Annotated in this window: 13 protein-coding genes; 6 read left to right on the top strand and 7 right to left on the bottom strand. The window is 61.4% G+C overall.

The window, feature by feature from the left end:
- Window positions 1-4: 4 nt before the first annotated feature.
- The 3 genes from B7Y49_RS05275 to B7Y49_RS05265 form a co-directional block, all read right to left on the bottom strand.
- Window positions 5-2,755 carry a [protein-PII] uridylyltransferase gene (locus B7Y49_RS05275; protein WP_374126527.1) on the bottom strand — a complete coding sequence of 917 codons (2,751 nt, stop codon included), beginning with the start codon at window positions 2,753-2,755 and terminating at the stop codon, window positions 5-7.
- A gap of 60 nt (window positions 2,756-2,815) precedes the next feature.
- Window positions 2,816-4,945 carry a hypothetical protein gene (locus B7Y49_RS05270; protein ID WP_374126526.1) on the bottom strand — a complete coding sequence of 710 codons (2,130 nt, stop codon included), beginning with the start codon at window positions 4,943-4,945 and terminating at the stop codon, window positions 2,816-2,818.
- 79 nt (window positions 4,946-5,024) lie between these two features.
- A complete protein-coding gene (locus tag B7Y49_RS05265; protein WP_374126525.1) occupies window positions 5,025-5,192 on the bottom strand; it encodes a hypothetical protein in 168 nt (55 codons plus the stop codon).
- A 146-nt stretch (window positions 5,193-5,338) separates the two neighbouring features.
- Between B7Y49_RS05265 and B7Y49_RS05260 the strand changes: the two genes are divergently transcribed.
- Window positions 5,339-6,904: a methyl-accepting chemotaxis protein gene (locus tag B7Y49_RS05260; RefSeq protein WP_374126524.1), complete on the top strand. Its 1,566-nt coding sequence runs from the start codon at window positions 5,339-5,341 to the stop codon at window positions 6,902-6,904.
- Here B7Y49_RS05260 and mutS read toward each other — a convergent pair.
- Complete coding sequence (gene mutS / locus B7Y49_RS05255) at window positions 6,890-9,478, bottom strand: MutS family DNA mismatch repair protein (protein WP_374126607.1); 2,589 nt, start codon at window positions 9,476-9,478, stop codon at window positions 6,890-6,892. The genes B7Y49_RS05260 and mutS overlap by 15 nt on opposite strands.
- A gap of 131 nt (window positions 9,479-9,609) precedes the next feature.
- Here mutS and B7Y49_RS05250 point away from each other — a divergent pair, with 131 nt between their 5' ends.
- The 3 genes from B7Y49_RS05250 to B7Y49_RS05240 all read left to right on the top strand — a co-directional run bounded on the left by B7Y49_RS05250 (window position 9,610) and on the right by B7Y49_RS05240 (window position 14,336).
- A complete protein-coding gene (locus B7Y49_RS05250) occupies window positions 9,610-11,874 on the top strand; it encodes an NADP-dependent malic enzyme (protein ID WP_374126523.1) in 2,265 nt (754 codons plus the stop codon).
- A 357-nt stretch (window positions 11,875-12,231) separates the two neighbouring features.
- Window positions 12,232-13,056, top strand: coding sequence for a DUF2971 domain-containing protein (locus B7Y49_RS05245; RefSeq protein ID WP_374126522.1), 825 nt, complete (start codon window positions 12,232-12,234; stop codon window positions 13,054-13,056).
- An 875-nt stretch (window positions 13,057-13,931) separates the two neighbouring features.
- On the top strand, window positions 13,932-14,336 hold the full coding sequence (locus tag B7Y49_RS05240; RefSeq protein ID WP_374126521.1) for a host attachment family protein: 405 nt from the start codon (window positions 13,932-13,934) through the stop codon (window positions 14,334-14,336).
- 58 nt (window positions 14,337-14,394) lie between these two features.
- On the opposite strand, the gene B7Y49_RS05235 is transcribed toward B7Y49_RS05240, so the two are convergent.
- On the bottom strand, window positions 14,395-15,183 hold the full coding sequence (locus B7Y49_RS05235; RefSeq protein ID WP_374126520.1) for an SDR family oxidoreductase: 789 nt from the start codon (window positions 15,181-15,183) through the stop codon (window positions 14,395-14,397).
- Window positions 15,184-15,299: 116 nt separating this feature from the next.
- Window positions 15,300-16,445 carry an acyl-CoA dehydrogenase family protein gene (locus B7Y49_RS05230; RefSeq protein WP_374126519.1) on the bottom strand — a complete coding sequence of 382 codons (1,146 nt, stop codon included), beginning with the start codon at window positions 16,443-16,445 and terminating at the stop codon, window positions 15,300-15,302.
- Window positions 16,446-16,596: 151 nt separating this feature from the next.
- Here B7Y49_RS05230 and B7Y49_RS05225 point away from each other — a divergent pair, with 151 nt between their 5' ends.
- Together B7Y49_RS05225 and B7Y49_RS05220 are read left to right on the top strand one after the other, a co-directional pair.
- The gene (locus B7Y49_RS05225; RefSeq protein ID WP_374126518.1) at window positions 16,597-17,424 is read left to right on the top strand and encodes an SDR family NAD(P)-dependent oxidoreductase; all 828 of its coding nucleotides are present in this window, start codon (window positions 16,597-16,599) and stop codon (window positions 17,422-17,424) included.
- A 2-nt stretch (window positions 17,425-17,426) separates the two neighbouring features.
- The gene (locus tag B7Y49_RS05220; protein ID WP_374126606.1) at window positions 17,427-18,863 is read left to right on the top strand and encodes an MFS transporter; all 1,437 of its coding nucleotides are present in this window, start codon (window positions 17,427-17,429) and stop codon (window positions 18,861-18,863) included.
- Window positions 18,864-18,866: 3 nt separating this feature from the next.
- On the opposite strand, the gene B7Y49_RS05215 is transcribed toward B7Y49_RS05220, so the two are convergent.
- The gene (locus B7Y49_RS05215) at window positions 18,867-19,568 is read right to left on the bottom strand and encodes a fatty acid desaturase CarF family protein (protein ID WP_374126517.1); all 702 of its coding nucleotides are present in this window, start codon (window positions 19,566-19,568) and stop codon (window positions 18,867-18,869) included.
- Window positions 19,569-19,688 lie beyond the last annotated feature (120 nt).

Here is a 19,688-nt window from a genome sequence, read left to right as displayed (position 1 = left end):
GAAATCAGGCGGCACGCGCCCATTCGCCTTCATTGGCCGCAGCCCCCAACAAGCGCCGCTCGATCGATTTGAGCCGCTGGGTGCTGCTGATCTTGTCGCCCAGAAGGTCGGTCAGGTAAAATGTGTCGACCGCGCGTTCGCCATAGGTCGCGACATGCGCCGAGTGGATCGTCACTTTCGACTGGAACAGCGCCAGCGCAAGCCGGTTGAGCAGCGCCGGGCCGTCGCGGGCGTTGACCTCGATCACGGTGAAGCGGTTCGATGCCTGGTTGTCGATCAGGACAACGGGCGCGATCTGAAACGCCTCTGCGCGCGTGCGTGATAGCGGCTTGGCGTGGAGCCGTTCGTTGAGCTTGCCGCGATTGGCGAGCGAATCCTCGATCGCGGTTTTCAGCCTTTCAAGCTGCTCGGGCCGGTCGAATGGTCGACCGAACGGATCCTGCACCAGGAAATTGTCGAGCGCCATGCCGTCCCGCGTCGTGTGGATGCGCGCATCGATGATGTTGCCACCTGCGACGTGAATCGCGCCTGCCGCGCGGTAGAACAGCCCCGGATGATCGGCGGCGAACAACGTCACCAACGTCGCACCGCGTTCGGGATATACCTGCGCCTCGATCGACAGCGGTGCCTGCCCGGCCGCTGCAATCAGCCGCGCGTTGCGTTCGAGCACGTCGTCGGGCTCGGCCACCCAATAAGGTTCGGGCAGCCGCGCGACGAGCGCCTTGAACCGTTCCGCTGGCCAGCCGAGCGCGGTGGCCAGTGCCTCCTGCTTGGTCGCGATCCGCTCGCCGCGCCCCCGCTGCTTGTGGCCCAGGCGAAGCACCTCTTCGGCGGCTTCGTACAGGTCGGTCAGCAACTGCCGTTTCCAGCTGTTCCAAACGCCGGGCCCAACCGCGCGAATATCGACCACGGTAAGTGCGAGCAGCAAACGGAGCCGTTCGGGGCTCTGTACGATCTCGGCGAAATCGAGGATGGTCTTGAAATCGGAAAGGTCGCGCTTGAACGCGGTGGCCGACATCAACAGGTGGCAGCGCACCAGCCACGCGACCGTTTCGGTCTCTGCCGCTGTCATGCCAAGCCGGGGGCACAGTCGCTGCGCAACCTCTGCGCCCAGCACCGAATGATCGCCGCCGCGCCCCTTGGCGATATCGTGGAGCAGCACCGCGACGTATAACACGCGGCGCGATACGATCCGCTTCAGGATTCCGGCGGCCAGCGGATGATCCTCGGCCAGCTCGCCGCGCTCGATCCGGGCGAGCAGACCGATCGCGCGGATCGAATGCTCGTCGACGGTGTAATGATGGTACATGTCGAACTGCATCTGCGCGACGACGCGACCAAAATCGGGCACGAACCTGCCGAACACGCCGGCCTCGTTCATCCCGCGCAGCGCCGCTTCTGGATTGCGCGGACTGGTCAGCACGTCGAGGAACAGCGCATTGGCGCGGGCGTCGGTGCGAATATCGTCGGCCAGCTTTGCATCGCGCGCGGCAACCCGCATCGCCAGCGGGTGCACTTCCAGCTCATGTTTGTCAGCCAGAGCGAACATCTCGATCAGCCGCACAGGATCGCGCGCGAACCAGTCGTCCGACGGAAGTGCGAGGCGCCCGCGATCGAGCACGAAGCCGTTCAAATTGCGCGGTGCCCGCCGCATCAGCGGCAACCCGAACCGGCGCCCGCGCGCAGCGAAACTCTCGTCGAGATGCGCCATGAACACGCCCGTCAGGTCGCCCACGGTTTTCGCCTGCAGGAAGTAATGCCGCATGAAGCGTTCGACCCGCGACGCCCCCGCGCGGTCGGCATAGCGCATCCGCTCGGCAATCTCGCGCTGCACGTCGAATGTCAGCCGATCCTCGGCGCGACCGGCGATGCTGTGCAGATGACAGCGCACCGCCCACAGGAAATTCTCGGCGCGGTGGAACTGGCGATACTCGATCCGCGTCAGCAGCCCGGCCTCGACCAGTTCGGCAACGCTGCGAACGTTATAAGCATATTTGCCCATCCAAAAGAGTGTGTGGAGATCGCGCAGGCCGCCCTTTCCCTCCTTGATATTGGGTTCGACGACATAGCGGCTGTCACCCATCTTGCGGTGGCGCTCATTCCGCTCGGCGAGCTTGTCCGCAATGAACTGGCGCGCGGTGCCGGCCTGCACTTCGGCTTTGAAACGCCGCGATGCCTCATCATACAGATCGGTATCGCCCCACACATAGCGTGCCTCGAGCAGCGCGGTGCGGATCGTCATGTCGCCCTTGGCCTGGCGCACCATTTCATCCAGCGATCGCGATGAATGGCCGATCTTCAGCCCCAGATCCCACAGCGCATAGAGCATCGATTCGATCACTTGTTCGGACCAGCCGGTCTGCTTCCAGGGGGTCAGAAAGCCGATATCAACATCGGAAAAGGGTGCCATCTCGCCGCGGCCATAGCCGCCGACCGCAATCAGCGTCAGCCGCTCACTCGTGGTGGCATTGGATTTCGGGTAGAGCCGTTCGGTGGTAAAATCATAGAGCAGCCGGATGATCTGATCGATCAGAAACGCCATTGCCGCTGCTGCTTCCAGGCCGCGCGAGGGATGTTCGATCAGTCGCCGGGCAATTTCGGCACGCCCTTCGGCAAGCGCATCGGCGAGCAGTTTGGTCGCCCCACGCCGCATGCTGGCGGCATCGGTCGTGTCGAGCGCCGCAAGCGCATCGGCAATCACCCGCCGATCGATGATCGCGCGGCGGTGCGGCAGGGTTTCGAAACGACTGGCCATGATTATACCTTTAGGCGCTTCGGCGTGTAGCGCCATCACCCGATGCGTTGGTTGCATCGGCTACTTGGTGCTGTCCGTTCTTGTAACACCGGAAAACGTGAGCACCGCCAGCGCAAGCACGATCGCGCCCCCCAGTGCATAGCCGACCTCCGCTACTTTGAGCGGTATCTCCGAGGGATCGATGCCGCAAATGCCGCCCGTAATTTGGGGCAGCGGTACCATAAGCTGCAAGGCATGAAGAGCAGCGTAATAATCTACGCAGGATCCGTTGAGCACGCCGTCCTTAACAACGCGAATCTTCCCAGCCTCTTGTGCCCAGAAGAGCAGATAAGTACCGCCCAGCCAATAGAGCGCCAGGGTTATTGCGGCGCGCCCCGGCGCGACGCCGTAGCCGAAGGTTATCTGATACAAAAGATTGAGTACCCAATGGACCGGAGACGCCTCGCCTGCCTCGCGTCGCGCTACCCGTTTGGCCATGAATACCTTGCGCGCATCGTCTTCGCGGCCTTCGTCGCGGAAAATCTTTGACAACTGTTCATAAGGTTGCGGGTAATATACCCGCGCACGCACGTGCCCCGCATCTTGGCGCGTCAACCAGTTGCGTCGAGCCTTCCATAATGACCCATTGTGGTGATCGTCGGCATGAAAGCGGCGGTAGGTAAAGCCGTTCAAGCGCAGGGCAATGCCTCGCCGCTTTTTCCGCCAGGAGCGATAGGGGTGTTGGCCCCATCCGAGGCCATGGGCGTCATTCAGTGTTCCCACCTGCAACCCCGACAAATCGATAATGCCGCCTGCTGTCGATTGTGTGACCAGGTCTCGAACACGAAGGTGATTTTTGATTTCGGCGTTGGTGAGTGACAATAGGATCTCGTCAGTTCCTGCCTTCAATATCGTGCCACTGAGGTTCATATTGCGGCCGATTGAAGCACCATCCAGCGCCATGCGGCCTCCAATGAACGTTGTTGCGCCATCATCTGTCGTATCGAGGCGTAGATCGCCGCCAATCGTGATTCCCTCTGCGGTAATCGCTTCGGTTTGGGCAGGGCCGTTCAGTTGAATCGCACCTTCTGGAGCGGGATTGCAAGATGCGCCGCGCAAAATCCACTCACTACCAATCTTCGCGCGCCGCAATCCGATCAGTCCGTGGGCAATAAATGGGCGTGTGATAGAGGCAGTCATTCTTACGTTACCATCAATCACGGCATCGCGCGCGGCGATCGCCCACCCGGTACCCTCACCATCCGTGGCCGCAAAAATCTCGCACCCGGTCAAGTCCCAATCGCCGGTGCAACGCATTCCCATGGCTGTCATGCCACCGTGGATCGTCATATCTTGCATCACCAAGGTGCCATCAATCCGCGCGCCAGTTAACGTAATACCCATTAAGATCGTGCTTTTGAACATCTCGAAATCGACATGTGCGTGGATGTTTCCAGCGTCGATCGATTCAAAGCAGTTTCTGCTTAATTCCACTTTTCCTGAAAGGTTAGACTCGTAGATGCTCAATCTCGCTGGAATTTTTTCTGTTCCAGTGACCCGGCCCAGCTGGCTGAAAAGTGTTCTTCCGCGCACGTTCATCTGGAACGCGTTAATTGTATAGCTGGTGACGCCCGGCCTTACGCTAATACCGTCCGCCGCAAGCAATCCGCCGATCGTGGCCCAAGAGATCGTGATTTGTGGATTGAGCGTACCGGTCAGTACAACTTCCCAAAGTCCAAGAGGCCCCTCAACTGTTACAAGTTCGCCGCTTAACGAGGGTAACAGTGAATGTGAAAAATCCAGATTGCTGAACATTGCGCAGTCGACATAAACTGTGGTGTCGAAGTGGCAATATTCCAACACCAGCGCTGGCAGTGCACCGCCACCTAATCGTCGCCCATCGCGCAGGTTGAGTTCGCCGATAATGCGCAGGCCGGAAAGCCGCAGGCCCTGCACAGCGACCGGCCAACCATCTTCTATACCGAGAATCAATCGGCGCAAAAATTCGGCGCGTACTGACGGAGCGTCGATTAGCGGATGATCTTCGCCGTCATATCGAGCAATCTCATTAGCATAATCATCCGGTTCGGGTGTGAAGGTGTCGAACCCGAACGACCATCCCGTCGCATAGGGGTTGCCTCGCCTGACCGCGTCAAGCACTTGCTGTTCAGTATCAGAAAGCGCTTTCGCATCGAAATCAGGCGTCGCCACTAACGTTCTCCCAAGTAACCGATGGTTGATTGTGATTCGTTAGGCTAATTGCTCGGCTCGCAGGATCGCTGCCCGGACGCTATTCGTCAACCATCCTCTTTAACCGGTATAGTATTTCTATCGCATCGCGCGTCGTGAGGGCGTCGACGTCGTTCGCTTCGATCTCCGCCTGCACCGGATCGCGCGCCTCTTCGACTTTTTCGGCCGCCGCGGCGAACAACGGCAGGGTTTCGGAGCGGCTGGCCATGGTGGGATTATTACGCCATTCGGTTACCGGATCACCTACGGACCGGTAGGGGACGGCTTAGGATTTCGACATTTTTAACCCTGTTCGGTTAAACAAGGGCAATGCTGATCAAGTCTCAATCCCGTGGTTCGCCTTGGATGATGTCGATGGCGCGTCATGCCCAGTCGTTCATCGCCGTCGATGATCTCAGCCGGGCAGAGCGGACCGCAGCAACGGTCCGCATGATCATTCGTTTCGCGCCGATCAACGTTGTTACCGCCGTGGCGATGTGTGTTGTTTACGCCATTCGGTTCGATCAGCCTTTCATGGCCTTCGCAAGCCTGCCCGTCGCGATCGTGACGCTGGTGTCCATGGCGCTGTTCCAGGGGATGTTCCATGCCCGCTGGCAGCTGAATCCGGAAACGATCGATCGGCTGATGAATGTCTATGCGCTTGCGATCGGGCTTGGCTGGTTTGTCACGATTGGGGCGTTGAATACCGTACCGATGAGCGAAGACCGCGTGGGTATTTCGTGCGTCAACGTTGCAATCATCTGCCTGGGCGGTACCGTCTTCACGTTGCTGCCCGAAGCGGGGCTCGTTTTCATGGCAACCGTTGGCACGCGGCTGGCGATCGATCTGGGGATGATCGTCGCGGTACCGGCGCTTTATGTGATCGCCATTATGGGATTTGTGCTGATGCTGTTCGCCATGGCGATCGGGCAGGCGCGGCTGTTTGCCGATCGCGTGCGAACCCAGGCCGATCTCGCCGATCTCGAACGCCGCCGAACCGAGGATGCGCAGCGCGTCGCCGAGGAGCAGCGGGCGCTCGAACGCGCGCATGAACGCCGCCGTGCTGACGAACAACAGGCCAGCGCAGATGAACAGCGCGCCTTAATGAATGATCATGCCCAGCGTTTCGAAACCTCGGTTGCCGCTGCCATCGGCATCTTGAGCAGCGCCGCGTATGATTTGAGCGAATCGACCGCCAACCTGACCGAGATGGGCAAATTGAGCGGCGCGCATGTGTCTGCCGTGCGCGGGCGTGCCGTCACCGTCGCGCAGTCGATGGCCGATGTGCAGCGCGCAGCAGCCGAACTGCGCCAGTCGATCGGGGAGATCTCCTGCGAAGTCGCGGGCCAGGTCCAGGCCACCGCCAATGCCGAAATCGCCTCATCACTCGCCCGCGCCCAAGCCCGCGCGCTGGCGGATAGCAGCGCGGTTGTGCGTGGCATTACCGCCAAGATCGAACGGATCGCGCAGCGCACCAATACGCTGGCGCTCAATGCCCTAATCGAGGCGACGCAATCGGGTGAAGCGGGGGCGGCCTTTGCGGTCGTCGCTGGCGAGGTGAAAGCGCTGGCAGCGCAAACGCGTGAGGCGGCGCTTGAGATTGGTCATCACATTGCCGACATGAACGCCAATGCCGATGACGTTGCGGCGTCGGTGGAAGTGATCGCCAGCGATGTCGGCAGGATTGCCGCCGGTGCCAACGATATTGCTAGGACAATCGACGCTCAGCGGCTGTCGACCGGCGGGATTTTTGCAGGCGTGGACAGCGCCGGTCATGGGGCCGAGGCCGTTGGCGCGGACTTGCAGGCGCTTGCTGACAAGGCCGATTCCGCGCTGGCGCTAGCCAGCAAGATCGAACGCGTCGCCAGCAATATCGGGGTTCAATCGCAGCGGCTGGACGAAGCCAGCTCTGCGTTCGGCGCGCGGTTACGCCGCGCCTGATCCGGCACGCGCGAGCGCCTTCAGCTTATAGACCAGATCGAGCGCCTCGCGCGGGGTGAGGGCGTCGACGTCGACATTCTCGATTTCGGTGCGCAGCGGATCGCGCGTTTCTTCCACCTGTTCGGCCACGGCGGCGAACAGCGGCAAATCGTCCAGCCCTGCGGCCAGCCCGCCCGTCTTGGCACGCCCCGCCTCCAGTTTTGCCAGCACCGATTTGGCGCGCGCGATCGTCACCGGGGGCAGCCCCGCGAGCCGCGCTACCGCCAGACCATAGCTCCGATCCGCCGGGCCCTCCGACACCTCGTGCAGCAGCACCAGATCGCCCTTCCACTCGCGCGCTCGCACATGATGCAGCGTCAGCGCATCGCAGCGCTCGGCCAGCCGGGTCAGCTCGTGATAATGCGTCGCGAACAGGCAGCGGCAGCGATTATCCTCATGGATCGCCTCGACCACGGCCCAGGCGATGGCGAGGCCATCATAGGTGCTGGTCCCGCGCCCGACCTCGTCGAGGATGACGAAGCTTTGCGGCGTGGCCTGTGCCAGGATTGCAGCGGTTTCGACCATTTCGACCATGAAGGTCGATCGCCCCCGCGCCAGATTGTCCGACGCGCCGACCCGGCTGAACAGCCGGTCGACCAGCCCCAAAGTGGCGGAAGTGGCGGGGACATAACCGCCTGCTTGCGCCAGCACGGCGATCAGCGCGTTCTGGCGCAGAAAGGTGGATTTGCCGCCCATGTTCGGCCCCGTGACCAACCACAGCCGATTATCCTCCGACAGGCGGCAATCATTGGCGACAAACCGTCCGCCGGCCTTTGCCACCGCCGCCTCGACCACCGGGTGCCGCCCGCCTTCGATCTCGAAACAGGCATGATCGACGATTTGGGGCCGTGCCCAGCCGCCTTCGCTGGCGCGCTCGGCAAGCGCCGTCGCGACATCGAGCCGCGCAATCGCATCGGCGGTGGCGGCAATCGCCTCGCGGTTGGCGAGCGCAGTATCGGTGAGTTCCTCAAGATGCGCCGCTTCGGCCGCCAGCGCATGGGCGCCGGCCTGCGTTACCTTCAGCGCCACCTCATGCAGATCGGGCGCGTTAAAGCGCACGGCGCCGGCCATCGTCTGGCGATGGGTGAAGCCGCTATCGGGGGCCATCAGCGGATCGGCGGCGCGGGCGGGTACCTCGATATGATAGCCGAGCACGCCGTTGTGGCGGATTTTCAACGCGGAAATGCCGGTGCGGGTGCGGTACTGGGCCTCCAGAGCGGCAATCGCGCGCCTGCCGCCCGCGCCGCTGTCGCGCAGATCATCAAGCGCGGCATCGAACCCAGGCGCGATATAGCCGCCCGCCGACGTATCGATCGGCGGGGACGCGACAAGCGCGCGCGTCAGCAGCTCGATCAGCGCACCGTGACCGCGCAATTGCGGGGCGAGCCGGGCGAGCAGCGCGGGCTTGTTATCGACTTTCTCGAGCCGCTCGCCGAGCCGCCATGCCGCATCGAGCCCATCCCGCAATTGTCCCAGATCACGCGGGCTGCCCCGCCCCGCCGCCAGTCGCCCGAGCGCACGGCCGATATCAGGGAGCGCCCTAAGAGTCGCCCGCAGGCTATCGCGCAGACCCGCATCGTCGTGAAAATGCTGCACCAGATCGAGCCGCGCTTCGATCGTCGCGCGCTCCATCAACGGTGCGCCGATGTCCGCCGCCAGCAGCCGCGCGCCGGCTCCGGTCACCGTGCGGTCGACGGCATCGAGCAGGCTGCCTTTGCGCGCGCCATGGGTCGTCTGGGTCAGCTCAAGACTCTCGCGGGTGGCCGCGTCGATCGCCATCGTCTCGGCACTTCGCGTCAGACGCGGCGGGCGTAAAAAGGGCAGGGAACCCTTTCCGTTATGATCGAGATACCGCACCAGCCCGCCTGCCGCCGCCAGCGCGGCGCGGGAGAAGCTGCCGAAACCATCGAGCGTCGCCACCCCGAATAGCGCCTTCAACCGTTCCTCGCCGCTGGCACTGTCGAATTCCGATCGCGGGCGGTGGCCTGTGGCGAGGTCGGCAAAGTCGGTTGCGTCCGACGCGATCGTCTCCGCCGGTGACAGCCGTGCGAGATCGGCGGCGACTGATGCGGCATCGCTCTCGATCAGCTCGAACCGCCCGGTCGAGATATCCGCTACCGCAATCGCGACGCCGCCTGCCGCCTCGCCAATCGCCGCACACCAGTTGGCCGCCCGCGCATCAAGCAGCGCTTCCTCGGTCAGCGTCCCCGCCGTGACGACGCGCACGATCGCCCGCCCGACCAACGTCTTGCCGCTGCGCTTCTTCGCCTCGGCCGGGCTCTCGGTCTGTTCGGCAATCGCAACGCGGTGCCCGGCCTTGATCAGCCGTGCGAGATACCCTTCTGCCGCATGCACCGGTACCCCGCACATCGGGATCGGCACCCCGTCATGCTCGCCCCGCGCGGTCAGCGCGATATCGAGGCAGGCAGCGGCAATCTTCGCATCTTCGAAAAACATCTCGAAGAAATCGCCCATCCGGTAGAAGAGCAGACAATCCTGCGCCTCTGCCTTCAGCGCCAGATATTGCGCCATCATCGGGGTGGGGGCGGTGCCGGTCATCGATCGGGTGATACAGCCAAGCAACCTATGTTCAAGGCGATGCGCGCCAGGGGTGGAAGAAACAAGATCGTCCCCGTAAAGACCGGGTATCAGCTGAAGGGCCAGCCATGACCGATGAATCGACCGTCCAGTTTTCCGAGCGTGAAGCGCTGCTGTTCCATTCGGAAGGGCGCCCCGGCAAGATCGAGATCATCGCATCCAAGCCGATGGCAACGCAGCGCGATCTGGCGCTTGCTTATTCCCCCGGCGTCGCAGTGCCCGTCCGCGCGATTCACGAAAATCCGGCGGCTGCGTATGAGTATACCGCCAAGGGCAATCTGGTCGCAGTGATCTCGAACGGCACGGCGATTCTGGGTATGGGCAATCTGGGTGCGCTTGCCTCAAAGCCGGTAATGGAAGGCAAGGCGGTGCTGTTCAAGCGCTTCGCCGATGTGGACTCGATCGACATCGAACTCGCCACCGAAGACCCCGAGGCCTTCATCAACGCGGTCGCGCTGATGGAGCCGAGCTTTGGCGGCATCAACCTTGAGGACATCAAGGCCCCTGAATGCTTCATCATTGAGCAAGCGCTGAAAGAGCGCATGAACATTCCAGTGATGCATGATGACCAGCACGGCACCGCGATCATCGCCGCCGCCGGCCTCATCAACGCGCTGTTCCTCACCGGGCGCGACATCAAGGATACCAAAGTCGTGATGAACGGCGCGGGCGCGGCGGCGATTGCCTGTGCCGAGCTGATCAAGGCGATGGGCCTGCCGCATGACCAGCTGATCATGTGCGACAAATCGGGCGTCATCTATCAGGGTCGCGAACATGGCGACATGAACCAGTGGAAATCGGCGCACGCCGCCAAAACCGATCGCCGCACGCTCGAAGAAGCGCTGAACGGGGCCGATGTGTTCATGGGGCTATCCGCCAAGGGAGCGCTGCTCCCCGAATATCTGATGAAGATGGCGGACAAGCCGATCGTCTTCGCGATGGCCAATCCCGATCCTGAAATCACCCCGCCCGATGCCAAGCGCGTGCGACCGGACGTGATCATCGCCACGGGCCGGTCGGATTATCCGAACCAGGTCAACAATGTCCTCGGCTTCCCGTTCATTTTCCGCGGTGCGCTCGATGTGCGGGCAACCGCGATCAATAACGAGATGAAGGTCGCCGCCGCCCGCGCGCTTGCCGCGCTCGCCCGCCAGCAGGTGCCGGAAGAAGTCGCGGTCGCCTATGGTGTGCGCCACAGCTTCGGGGTCGATTATATCATCCCCGCCCCGTTCGATCCGCGCCTGATGGAAATCGTGCCCGTTGCGGTTGCCCAGGCCGCCATGGACTCGGGCGTCGCCACCAAGCCGATCATCGATATGGAGGCGTATCGCCAGCAACTCCGCGCGCGGCTCAACCCGACCACCTCGGTGCTCACGCTCGCCTATGAAAGCGCGCGCGCCAACCCGAAGCGGGTGCTGTTTGCCGAAGGCGAAGAAGAAGTCGTGTTGCGCGCCGCGATCGAGTTCAAGGCGGGCGGATACGGCACGCCGGTGCTGGTCGGCCGCGACGATGTGTATGATCGGTTGCGCGCGCTCGGCGTCACTGATCCCGAGACGTATGAGCTGCACAACAGCCGCAAATCGCCGCTGGTGCCCAAGATGGTCGAGTTTCTCTACGAGCGGCTCAAGCGGCGCGGCTATCTGCTGCGTGACTGCGAACGGATGATCAACCAGGATCGCAACATCTTCGGCGCGGTGATGCTGCAGCTGGGGGAGGCCGATGTGATGATCACCGGCACCACCCGCCCCTATGCGCAGACGATGCGCGAAGTGCGCCGCGTGATCGACCCCATCAAGGGCCGCACCGCGTTCGGCGTGCATGTGATGGTCGGCGCCAAGCACACCGTGTTCATGGCCGATACCACGATCAACGAACGCCCAACGGCGGAAGAACTCGCCGATATCGCCGAACAGACCGCATTGGTGGCAAAGCGCATGGGCCACGAACCGCGCGTCGCCTTCCTCAGCTATTCGAACTTCGGCAATCCTGAAGGGCGCTGGCTGGAAAATATCCGCAACGCCGTGTGCGTGCTCGACGAGCGATCGGTGACGTTCGAATATGAAGGCGAAATGGCGCCTGATGTCGCGCTCAACCCGCGCCAGCTCGCGAATTACCCGTTCGCGCGGCTCTCCGGCCCCGCCAATGTGCTGATCATGCCCGGTCTGCAAAGCGCCAACATCTCCGCGAAACTGCTCCGCGAATTGGGGGGTGACGCGGTGATCGGCCCGATGCTGGTCGGCATGGAAAAGAGCGTCCAGATCGCCCCGATGACGAGCACCGCAAGCGAACTGGTAACGCTGGCGGTGCTCGCGGCGGGGGGGATTGCGGGGTAAGAAGTTGTGGTGGATTTGATGGGAAGCTAACTTTGATTTGGATCGTTTCATTGGCCGATATTGGGCTGGTTGTAAAACTTCGGTGATGATCTCTCGTTCCGTGATAGTCGACGTTCGCCACTTTCAGTTTTCGACCAAATAGAGCAATTTTTTGTGACATAAACGGCGCAAGGTTAGATGCAAGAATCGAAAAAATGCCGAGTAAGCGGAGGGGATCTAAAGTAATTGTGGTGGAGCCGAATTCCTTTGCGAAAATGTAACGACGGCAATCCAGTTAACGGGCAGTGAGCGCCTGAGGAGCTGCGCGTGCTGCTAAGCGATCATCCTAGTTTCGACCGACCCCCGGTAACAACCCGGTTGTGGCGCTACACCGATCTATCGAAATTCATCGACCTTCTTTCGTGTGGCAAGCTTTGGCTTTCGAATGCTGAAATTCTGGCTTCGGACGACCCTTTTGAAGGTACGCTTGGAGCTGTCCAGTTTCCTCATCGCATGTGGCGAACCCTCGACGAGGTGCCAGAGCAACTTCGTGTCCAGATTCTGGAGATGTGCAGCCGAGGGACCGATGGCACGCCCGAAGCAGCCTTCAGGAGTTGGTTTATGGGAGAAGAGCAGCGTTGTATCATGATGCAGTCAGGGCGGCGCAACTATTTTGTCAACTGCTGGCATGCCTCTGACCACGAGTCTGCCGCGATGTGGAAAATATATGGCTCCCCTGGTGCTGGTGTCGCAATCGTTACGAACGGCGCAAGACTAGAGACTGCTTTGTCGAAAAACAGTGAGGATTTTTACCTAGGTGCTGTACAGTATCGTGATCCTTCATTTGTTCAGATCGGATGCTCGAACGCTTTCGATACAATTATGATCAAACGCTCCAGTTACAAATATGAGCAAGAGGTGCGCTTGGTGCATCGGCATACGAGCGATTTCCACGATGCGCTTGCAAACTTTGAATGGAATGACAACACTATGCGCTTTGACAATATAATCGACGACCCTCGGCCAGTTGTACCGGGTAAATCCTTCAATTGCGAAATCGATGTTTTGATTGAAAGAGTTATTGTGTCGCCGTTCGCCCCTCCCTGGTACGCACCAATGATCGAAAGAGTGCGGGAGCGCTTCGGTCTTAGATTTCCAATTCATAGATCAACGCTGCTCGATGCGCCGCATTCGCTTCCCTGACCAAAGTGATGGCCGACTGTCGTGCGGTCGTAGACCATGTCACAGTGCCAGTCGTCAACATCGAGAACTGATTGGCGGAACCTTATTGCCCCTTTGTGGTAAGAAAATCGTGGTGCAGCAGAGGTCCGCCTAAGGAAAGTGCCGTCGTCGCTGTGAATGGCCGTTGCTGAGGTGGAAAGCTTTCTTTGGATGAAATATCCGCAATTGTGGCGTTAGTTGCCCGTTGCAATTCGTCACCCCGGACTTGATCCGCGGTCCCGCTTTTCTTGGGCGGGCAAGGCAGCGGGACCCCGGGTCGAGCCCGGGGTGACGGGTTTGGGTGGGGCGCATTTGGGCGAGCTCCTTGGGGCAGCGCTCGCTGACGTTAGCCAAATCGGTCGCACCAATGGCCGACGTGCAAATCACCTCCACCGCCGTCAAACCATTTTCCTACAGTTATCCGTTCGTGATAGGTTTTATCTCGCTCTTTCACATCGTTGAACCGCGTGGTCATTCTAGGCCACCGCACCAGGCTGGGCAAAACTGCGCGAGACCCGCAACTTCCGCAACTTCGCCTCAGCGATCGTGACCTCCTCCCCGCATCGCGCACAAACCCACTTCGTCATTGCTTCGCTTCGCTCGCAATGACGGAGAATGCGAACTGAGGTTCAACGTTGAAAGCTACGGTCCCATGCTCAGCGGGCATGACCGCATGTGACATTAAGCCCAATTCCCGGCGCATTTGTTGCGGCTGGGCAAAACTGCGCCAGACCCGCAACTTCCGCAACTTTACCCCCGCACCTTCGAGTCGCCGCCTGGCTCAAGCTGTTACCCCATCGGGGCCGATGCGCTCATCCATGCGTTGATGCGCCATTCCCTCAACGCAAGGACACCCGATGAAAATCCCACAAGGCGCGCTTGTCGCCATCGTCGATGGCGAGATTTTGAACTTGTTTCGCAACACGGGGGATGAGGCCGCACCGTCGCTCACCGCGGTGCCCGATGTCGCTGTATCGACGGAGAATAAGGGCTCGGGCGGGCGGCATAACAGCAGCTCCGCCAACCCTGCCGACAGCCAGCAGGAGGAGGATAGCTTTGCCGCCGGGGTCGCTGCGATCCTCAACAAGCGGGTGCTCGATCATAAGGTCGAGCAGCTGATCATCGTCGCCGCGCCGCGCACGCTCGGCGAATTGCGCAAGCACTACCACAAAGCGCTCGAAGCGATTCTCGTTGGCGAAATCGCCAAGGACCTGACCGGGCATTCGACCGCCGATGTCGAAAAGATCATCGCGGCAGCTTAAGCCGTTCGGGTGCGCAGGCCGGTGTCAACAACCGGCCTACGCTTCCCGGAAATCAGCCTTATGCGTCGATGCTTGTGCCCAGCGCGCCGTACACCAGCCCGCCATCGACCGCGATCGTCTCGCCCACCACATAATCGCCCGCCCGGCTGGCGAGGTAGATCGCGGTGCCGGCCATATCCTCGTCAACGCCGATCCGCTTGGCGGGGATGCCCTTGGCAATCGTCTCGCCGTGATCGCGCGCGGCCTTGTTCATCTCGCTGGCGAACGCGCCGGGTGCAATCGAGGTGACGTTGATGTGATCCTTGATCAGCCGCGCCGACATCCGCTTGGTCAGGTAGATCAGCGCCGATTTTGACGCGTGATAGCTATAGGTTTCCCAGGGGTTCAGCCGCAGCCCGTCGATCGAGGTGATGTTGATCACCTTGGCGGGCTGACCGGCACTGGCGCCGGCCTTCAGCGCTTCGTGAAGGGCCTGGGTCAGGAAGAAGGGCGACTTGACGTTCAGGTCCATCACCTTGTCCCAGCCTTTTTCGGGGAAGGTCTCAAAGCTCTCGCCCCACGCCGCGCCCGCGTTGTTGACGAGAATGTCGAGCTTGTCGGTATGCTCAGCGAGCTGCGCGGCGAGCGCCTTGCACCCCGCGACGGTCGAAACGTCCTGTGGCAGCGCGATGCACTTCTCGCCGAGCTCCTTGGCGGTTTCGAAGCAGGCATCGGCCTTGCGCGAGGAGATGTAGACCGTCGCCCCCTGGGCGATAAAGCCCGCCGCGATCATCTTGCCGATGCCGCGCGAGCCGCCGGTGACAAGCGCGATCCGGCCGTCGAGCCGGAAGAGGTTGGTGGTGTCCATGTGTCTTCTCCTATCATCCGTTCGTTTCGAGCGAAGTCGAGAAACGATGGGCGGCGCTTGTGGCCTGTTTCTCGACTTCGCTCGAAACGAACGGGGTTGTTATTGTTGAGCCTTGATTATCCCCCGCGCTTGATCGTTTCCCGCGCGATGATGATCTGCTGGATCTGGCTGGTGCCTTCGTAAATGCGGAACAGGCGGACGTCGCGGTAGAGCCGCTCGATGCCGTAATCGGCGATATAGCCCGCCCCGCCGAAAATCTGGACGGCACGGTCGGCCACGCGGCCGACCATCTCGCTGGCATAATATTTCGATGCCGCCGATTCCATGACGACGTCCTTGCCGGCATCCTTCGCCGCCGCTGTCTCCAGCATCAGTGCGCGGGCGGCGAGCGCTTCGGTTTTGCTGTCGGCGATCATCGCCTGGATCAACTGATGCTCGGCGATCGCCTTGCCGAATTGCTTGCGTTCAGTGGCGTAAGCGACGCAATCGGCGATTAGGCGCTCGGCGACCCCCACGCAGACGGCCGAGATGTGGAGCCGCCCGCGATCGAGCACGCGCATCGCGATCTTGAAGCCTTCGCCCTCGGCGCCGAGCCGATTCTCCACTGGCACCGCGACATCGTCCATGATGACATCGGCGACCTTCGCACCCTTTTGTCCCATCTTCTTTTCCGGCTCGCCGATCGACACGCCCGGCAGGTCGCGCGGGACGAGGAAAGCGGAAACGCCGCGCGCGCCGGGTTCATCGCCGGTGCGGGCCATGACGGTGAACAGGTCGGCCTTGTCGGCATTGGTGATGTAGCGCTTGGTGCCCGACAGGCGGTAGACATTACCGTCCCGCACCGCGCGCGTCTTCACGCTGCCGGAATCGCTGCCGACATCGGGTTCGGTGAGCGCGAAGCTGGTGACGATTTCACCCGACGCGATTTTCGGCAACCACTCGGCCTTCTGCTCGGGCGTACCGGCCATCACCAACCCCTGGCTGCCGATGCCGACATTGGTGCCGAAGGTGGAGCGGAACGCTGGCGTCGTGCGGCCAAGCTCGATCGCGACGCGACATTCTTCGCTCATCGTCAGGCCAAGCCCGCCATATTCCTCGGCGATCGACAGGCCGTACAGACCCATTTCCCGCATCTCGCGGATGATGTCGGCGGGGATGGCATCATCGGCCTCGACCTGCCCCTCGAGCGGACGCAGCCGTTCGCTGACGAACCGCCGCACCATGTCGATCAGCGCATCAAAGGTTTCCGGGTCGAGCGCCACGCAAATCATCCTCTCGATTGTGTCGCACCCGCGCTATCCCAGCAGGCGCAGCGCTGCAAGTTGTGCAAACCCGAAATTCCAAAAGCGAGTGACGGGAAGGGTCGGGCACGTTACTAGCATAGCCAAAATAAGGATGAGAGGATCGTTGTTGATGCGCTTTTCGGGCAAGCGCGCCGTGGTAACCGGCGCTGCATCGGGCATTGGACGCGCCACCGTGCTGAGGCTGGTTGATGAGGGCGCTGAAGTCTGGGCGGGCGATATTGACGAGGCGGGCGGGCAGGAGCTTGCTCAAACCTCCAATGGGCGCATTCATTTCCAGCGTACCGATGTTACGAAAGCCGAAGATATCGAGGCGCTGATCGTGGCTGCTGATGCGGCGGGCGGCATCGATGTGCTGTTCAACAATGCAGGCGCAGGCGGCGCTCGGGCGAAGATCGATGCGATTACGCCCGATGAATGGGACTACACGCAGAACCTGCTGCTGCGATCGGTCGCCCTCGGCATTCGCTATGCAGCCCCGTTGATGGCCGCCCGTAGCGGCGGCGCAATCGTCAACACGGCCTCCATCGCCGCCCTGCAGACGGGGGCGGCCCCCACTGCCTATTCGGTCGCGAAGGCAGGTGTGCTGCACCTGACCAAGATGGCCGCCGCCGATCTGGCGCAGCACCGCATCCGCGTGAACGCGATATGCCCCGGCTTCATCACCACCAACATCTTCACCAGCGCCATGGAGATCGAGGGCGATAATCGCGACCGGGCAAACGACGCGATCGTCTCTATCGCTGGAAGCGCCCAGCCATTGCAGCGCGCCGGCGTTGCGGCGGATATCGCCGCCGCCGTCGCCTATCTCGCCAGTGATGATGCCAGTTTTGTTACCGGCACGCATATCGTCGTCGATGGCGGGATGACGATTGGCCCGCGTCACAGTTGGGACCCCGCAACCCCATCGCTGTTTGCGATGCTGGAGGCTTTCAAGTGAGCATGACGGTCGCGGTGCCGCCCGCCCGCGTGTTGCCGATGCGCAGCCGGCTGGCCTTTGGACTCGGGTCGATCGCTTACGGTGTGAAGGATAATGGCTTCGCGACCTTCCTGCTGCTGTTCTACAATCAGGTTGTCGGCCTGTCGGCGGCGAGTGTCGGCATCGCGATCATGATGGCGATGATGGTTGAGGCGTTCGTCGATCCGGCGGTTGGTTTCCTGTCGGATCATACCCGCAGCAAATGGGGGCGGCGGCACCCCTGGATGTATGCGTCTGCGATACCCGTCGCGATTGGCTGGCTGCTGTTGTGGAATCCGCCAACTGGGTGGAGTGAGACGGGGTTGCTATTCTATCTGTTCGGCAGCGCGTTGCTGGTGCGCATCGCGCTGTCGGCATTCGAGATCCCCGCTTCGGCGCTCGCCCCTGAGCTCAGCTCGGATTATGACGAGCGCACCAAGTTGTTTTCCTATCGCTATCTATTCGGCTGGGTTGGCGGGTTGGGCATGCTGTCGCTGGCTTACGGTGTCTTCCTGGTGCCTGATGCGACCCATGCGGTGGGGCTTCAGAACGGTCCCGGGTATTCGAGCATGGCGACGATGGCCGCGATCGTGATGGCGGTCGCTATCCTGGTGTCGTCCTGGGGCCTCCATGGCGAGATCAAATATCTGCCAAAACTGGCCGAAAGCGATGAGACGCTGGCCGATCATTTCCGCGCCTTTCGTCAGACGATTTCGAACAAAGCGTTCGTTATTCTGATGCTCGCCGGGGTGTGCGCCTATACCGCGCAGGGCATATCATTCGCGCTGTCGAACTATATGTATCAATATGTCTGGGAATTCAGTGGCGGCGATTTTCAATGGTTATCGCTGGCGCTGCTGACGGGCGCGATCGCCGCCTTCATTCTGGCCCCAAGGTTGACCAAGGGCGGGGATAAGGCCCGGATGGGGACCATCCTCTCAATTCTTAGCGTCATGCTGCTCGTGACGCCTTATGTCCTGCGACTAATGGGGCTATTTCCATCGCCGCAATCGCCAATCATCCTGCCATTGCTGCTCACCATCTTCACCGTCAATACAGCCTGCGGCGTTAGCGCATTCATCATCGGTGCATCGATGCTCTCCGACGTGGTTGAGGAATCCGAACAGCGCACCGGCAGGCGCTCGGAAGGCGTATTTTTCTCCGGCAGTTTCTTCGTGCAGAAAATGGTCGGTGGGCTCGGGATCTTCATGGCCGGCGCCATCCTGTCGATCGCGCAATTCCCTGAATCAGCCAAGCCCGGCCAGGTACCCGTGGCAACGGTGGATCGGCTGACCCTGATCTTCATCATTCTGTTGTTGATCTTTTACGGCCTCGCCGCCTTCATCTATTCGCGCTTTCCGTTTGGTCGTGCCGAACATCAGGCGCGGCTTGAGCGGCTGGGGGCCAAGCCGTCAGTCTAATCGTCAGGCGGGTTCGAGGCCCTGATCATTCAGCACGCCGCGCCGGTGCAGAAACCGGAAGACGGGATTGAGGAACGGGTTAGACCAGCCGCAATTGGTCGCGAAATCGCGTTGCAGGCTGTCGTGATGAATCTGGTGCGCGGCGGGCGTCATCAACAGGCCCAGGCGGCGCATCAGCCGGATGATGCCGGGAATATCGTCGCGGTGGAGCGTGCCGTGGAAATACTGTGCGAGCACACCGCCGACCAGCAGGGTGGTCGCCCCGGCCATGAACCAGGCTGGCACCGGCCAGACGAACGACGCAATATTGAGGAGCAGGGACACGGGCAGACCGACGGCGAAGATCGTTGATCCGACCAATGTGAGGAATGATCGGCGGCCCAGCGCATCTGGGCGCGGATGGTGGTTCTTAAAATCGAACACGAGCCGTTGAAACGGGCCGATCTTCGCCATCGTCTCCCGCCGCAGCGCCAGATAATCGTCCGATTCGCGCGATCCCTGGTAGTGGAACATCGTCCCCAGACCGATGCCGGGTGGGCAGGGCAGATAATCGAGCGCCATATGGATCGCGCCCGATGCCAGATCGGCGAGGAACCAGCCGATCAGCAGCGCAGGCAGCACCGTCCAGTCGAGAGGACCCAGTGCCCAACGACTGTTCAGCGCGAGCGACAGGACGAACAACAGGATGGCGAAACGCTTCAACATGGCGGCGCCTATATCGTGAAGGTTCGATTTTGGCGAGAGTCAGCGCATATTTTGCTGCAGAGCCGACCGGCGAAAACCGGGTCACCCCCCGCTAAACACGGTTCGTCGGAAAAGGTTCCC

The sequence above is a fragment of the Sphingomonas sp. 28-62-11 genome, assembly GCF_002278865.1.
Lineage (GTDB): Bacteria > Pseudomonadota > Alphaproteobacteria > Sphingomonadales > Sphingomonadaceae > Sphingomonas.
Note: the sequence above shows the minus strand (reverse complement) of the source record. Positions and strands in the feature narration are given on the sequence as shown.

Bases quoted from the DNA above. Each gene is read 5' to 3' on its own strand.
- B7Y49_RS05260 (WP_374126524.1), top strand. From the start codon at position 5,339: ATGGCGCGTCATGCCCAGTCGTTCATCGCCGTCGATGATCTCAGCCGG.
- B7Y49_RS05225 (WP_374126518.1), top strand. From the start codon at position 16,597: ATGCGCTTTTCGGGCAAGCGCGCCGTGGTAACCGGCGCTGCATCGGGC.
- B7Y49_RS05215 (WP_374126517.1), bottom strand. From the start codon at position 19,568: ATGTTGAAGCGTTTCGCCATCCTGTTGTTCGTCCTGTCGCTCGCGCTG.
- B7Y49_RS05250 (WP_374126523.1), top strand. From the start codon at position 9,610: ATGACCGATGAATCGACCGTCCAGTTTTCCGAGCGTGAAGCGCTGCTG.
- B7Y49_RS05220 (WP_374126606.1), top strand. From the start codon at position 17,427: ATGACGGTCGCGGTGCCGCCCGCCCGCGTGTTGCCGATGCGCAGCCGG.
- B7Y49_RS05265 (WP_374126525.1), bottom strand. From the start codon at position 5,192: ATGGCCAGCCGCTCCGAAACCCTGCCGTTGTTCGCCGCGGCGGCCGAA.
- B7Y49_RS05275 (WP_374126527.1), bottom strand. From the start codon at position 2,755: ATGGCCAGTCGTTTCGAAACCCTGCCGCACCGCCGCGCGATCATCGAT.
- B7Y49_RS05240 (WP_374126521.1), top strand. From the start codon at position 13,932: ATGAAAATCCCACAAGGCGCGCTTGTCGCCATCGTCGATGGCGAGATT.
- mutS (WP_374126607.1), bottom strand. From the start codon at position 9,478: ATGATGGCGCAATATCTGGCGCTGAAGGCAGAGGCGCAGGATTGTCTG.
- B7Y49_RS05235 (WP_374126520.1), bottom strand. From the start codon at position 15,183: ATGGACACCACCAACCTCTTCCGGCTCGACGGCCGGATCGCGCTTGTC.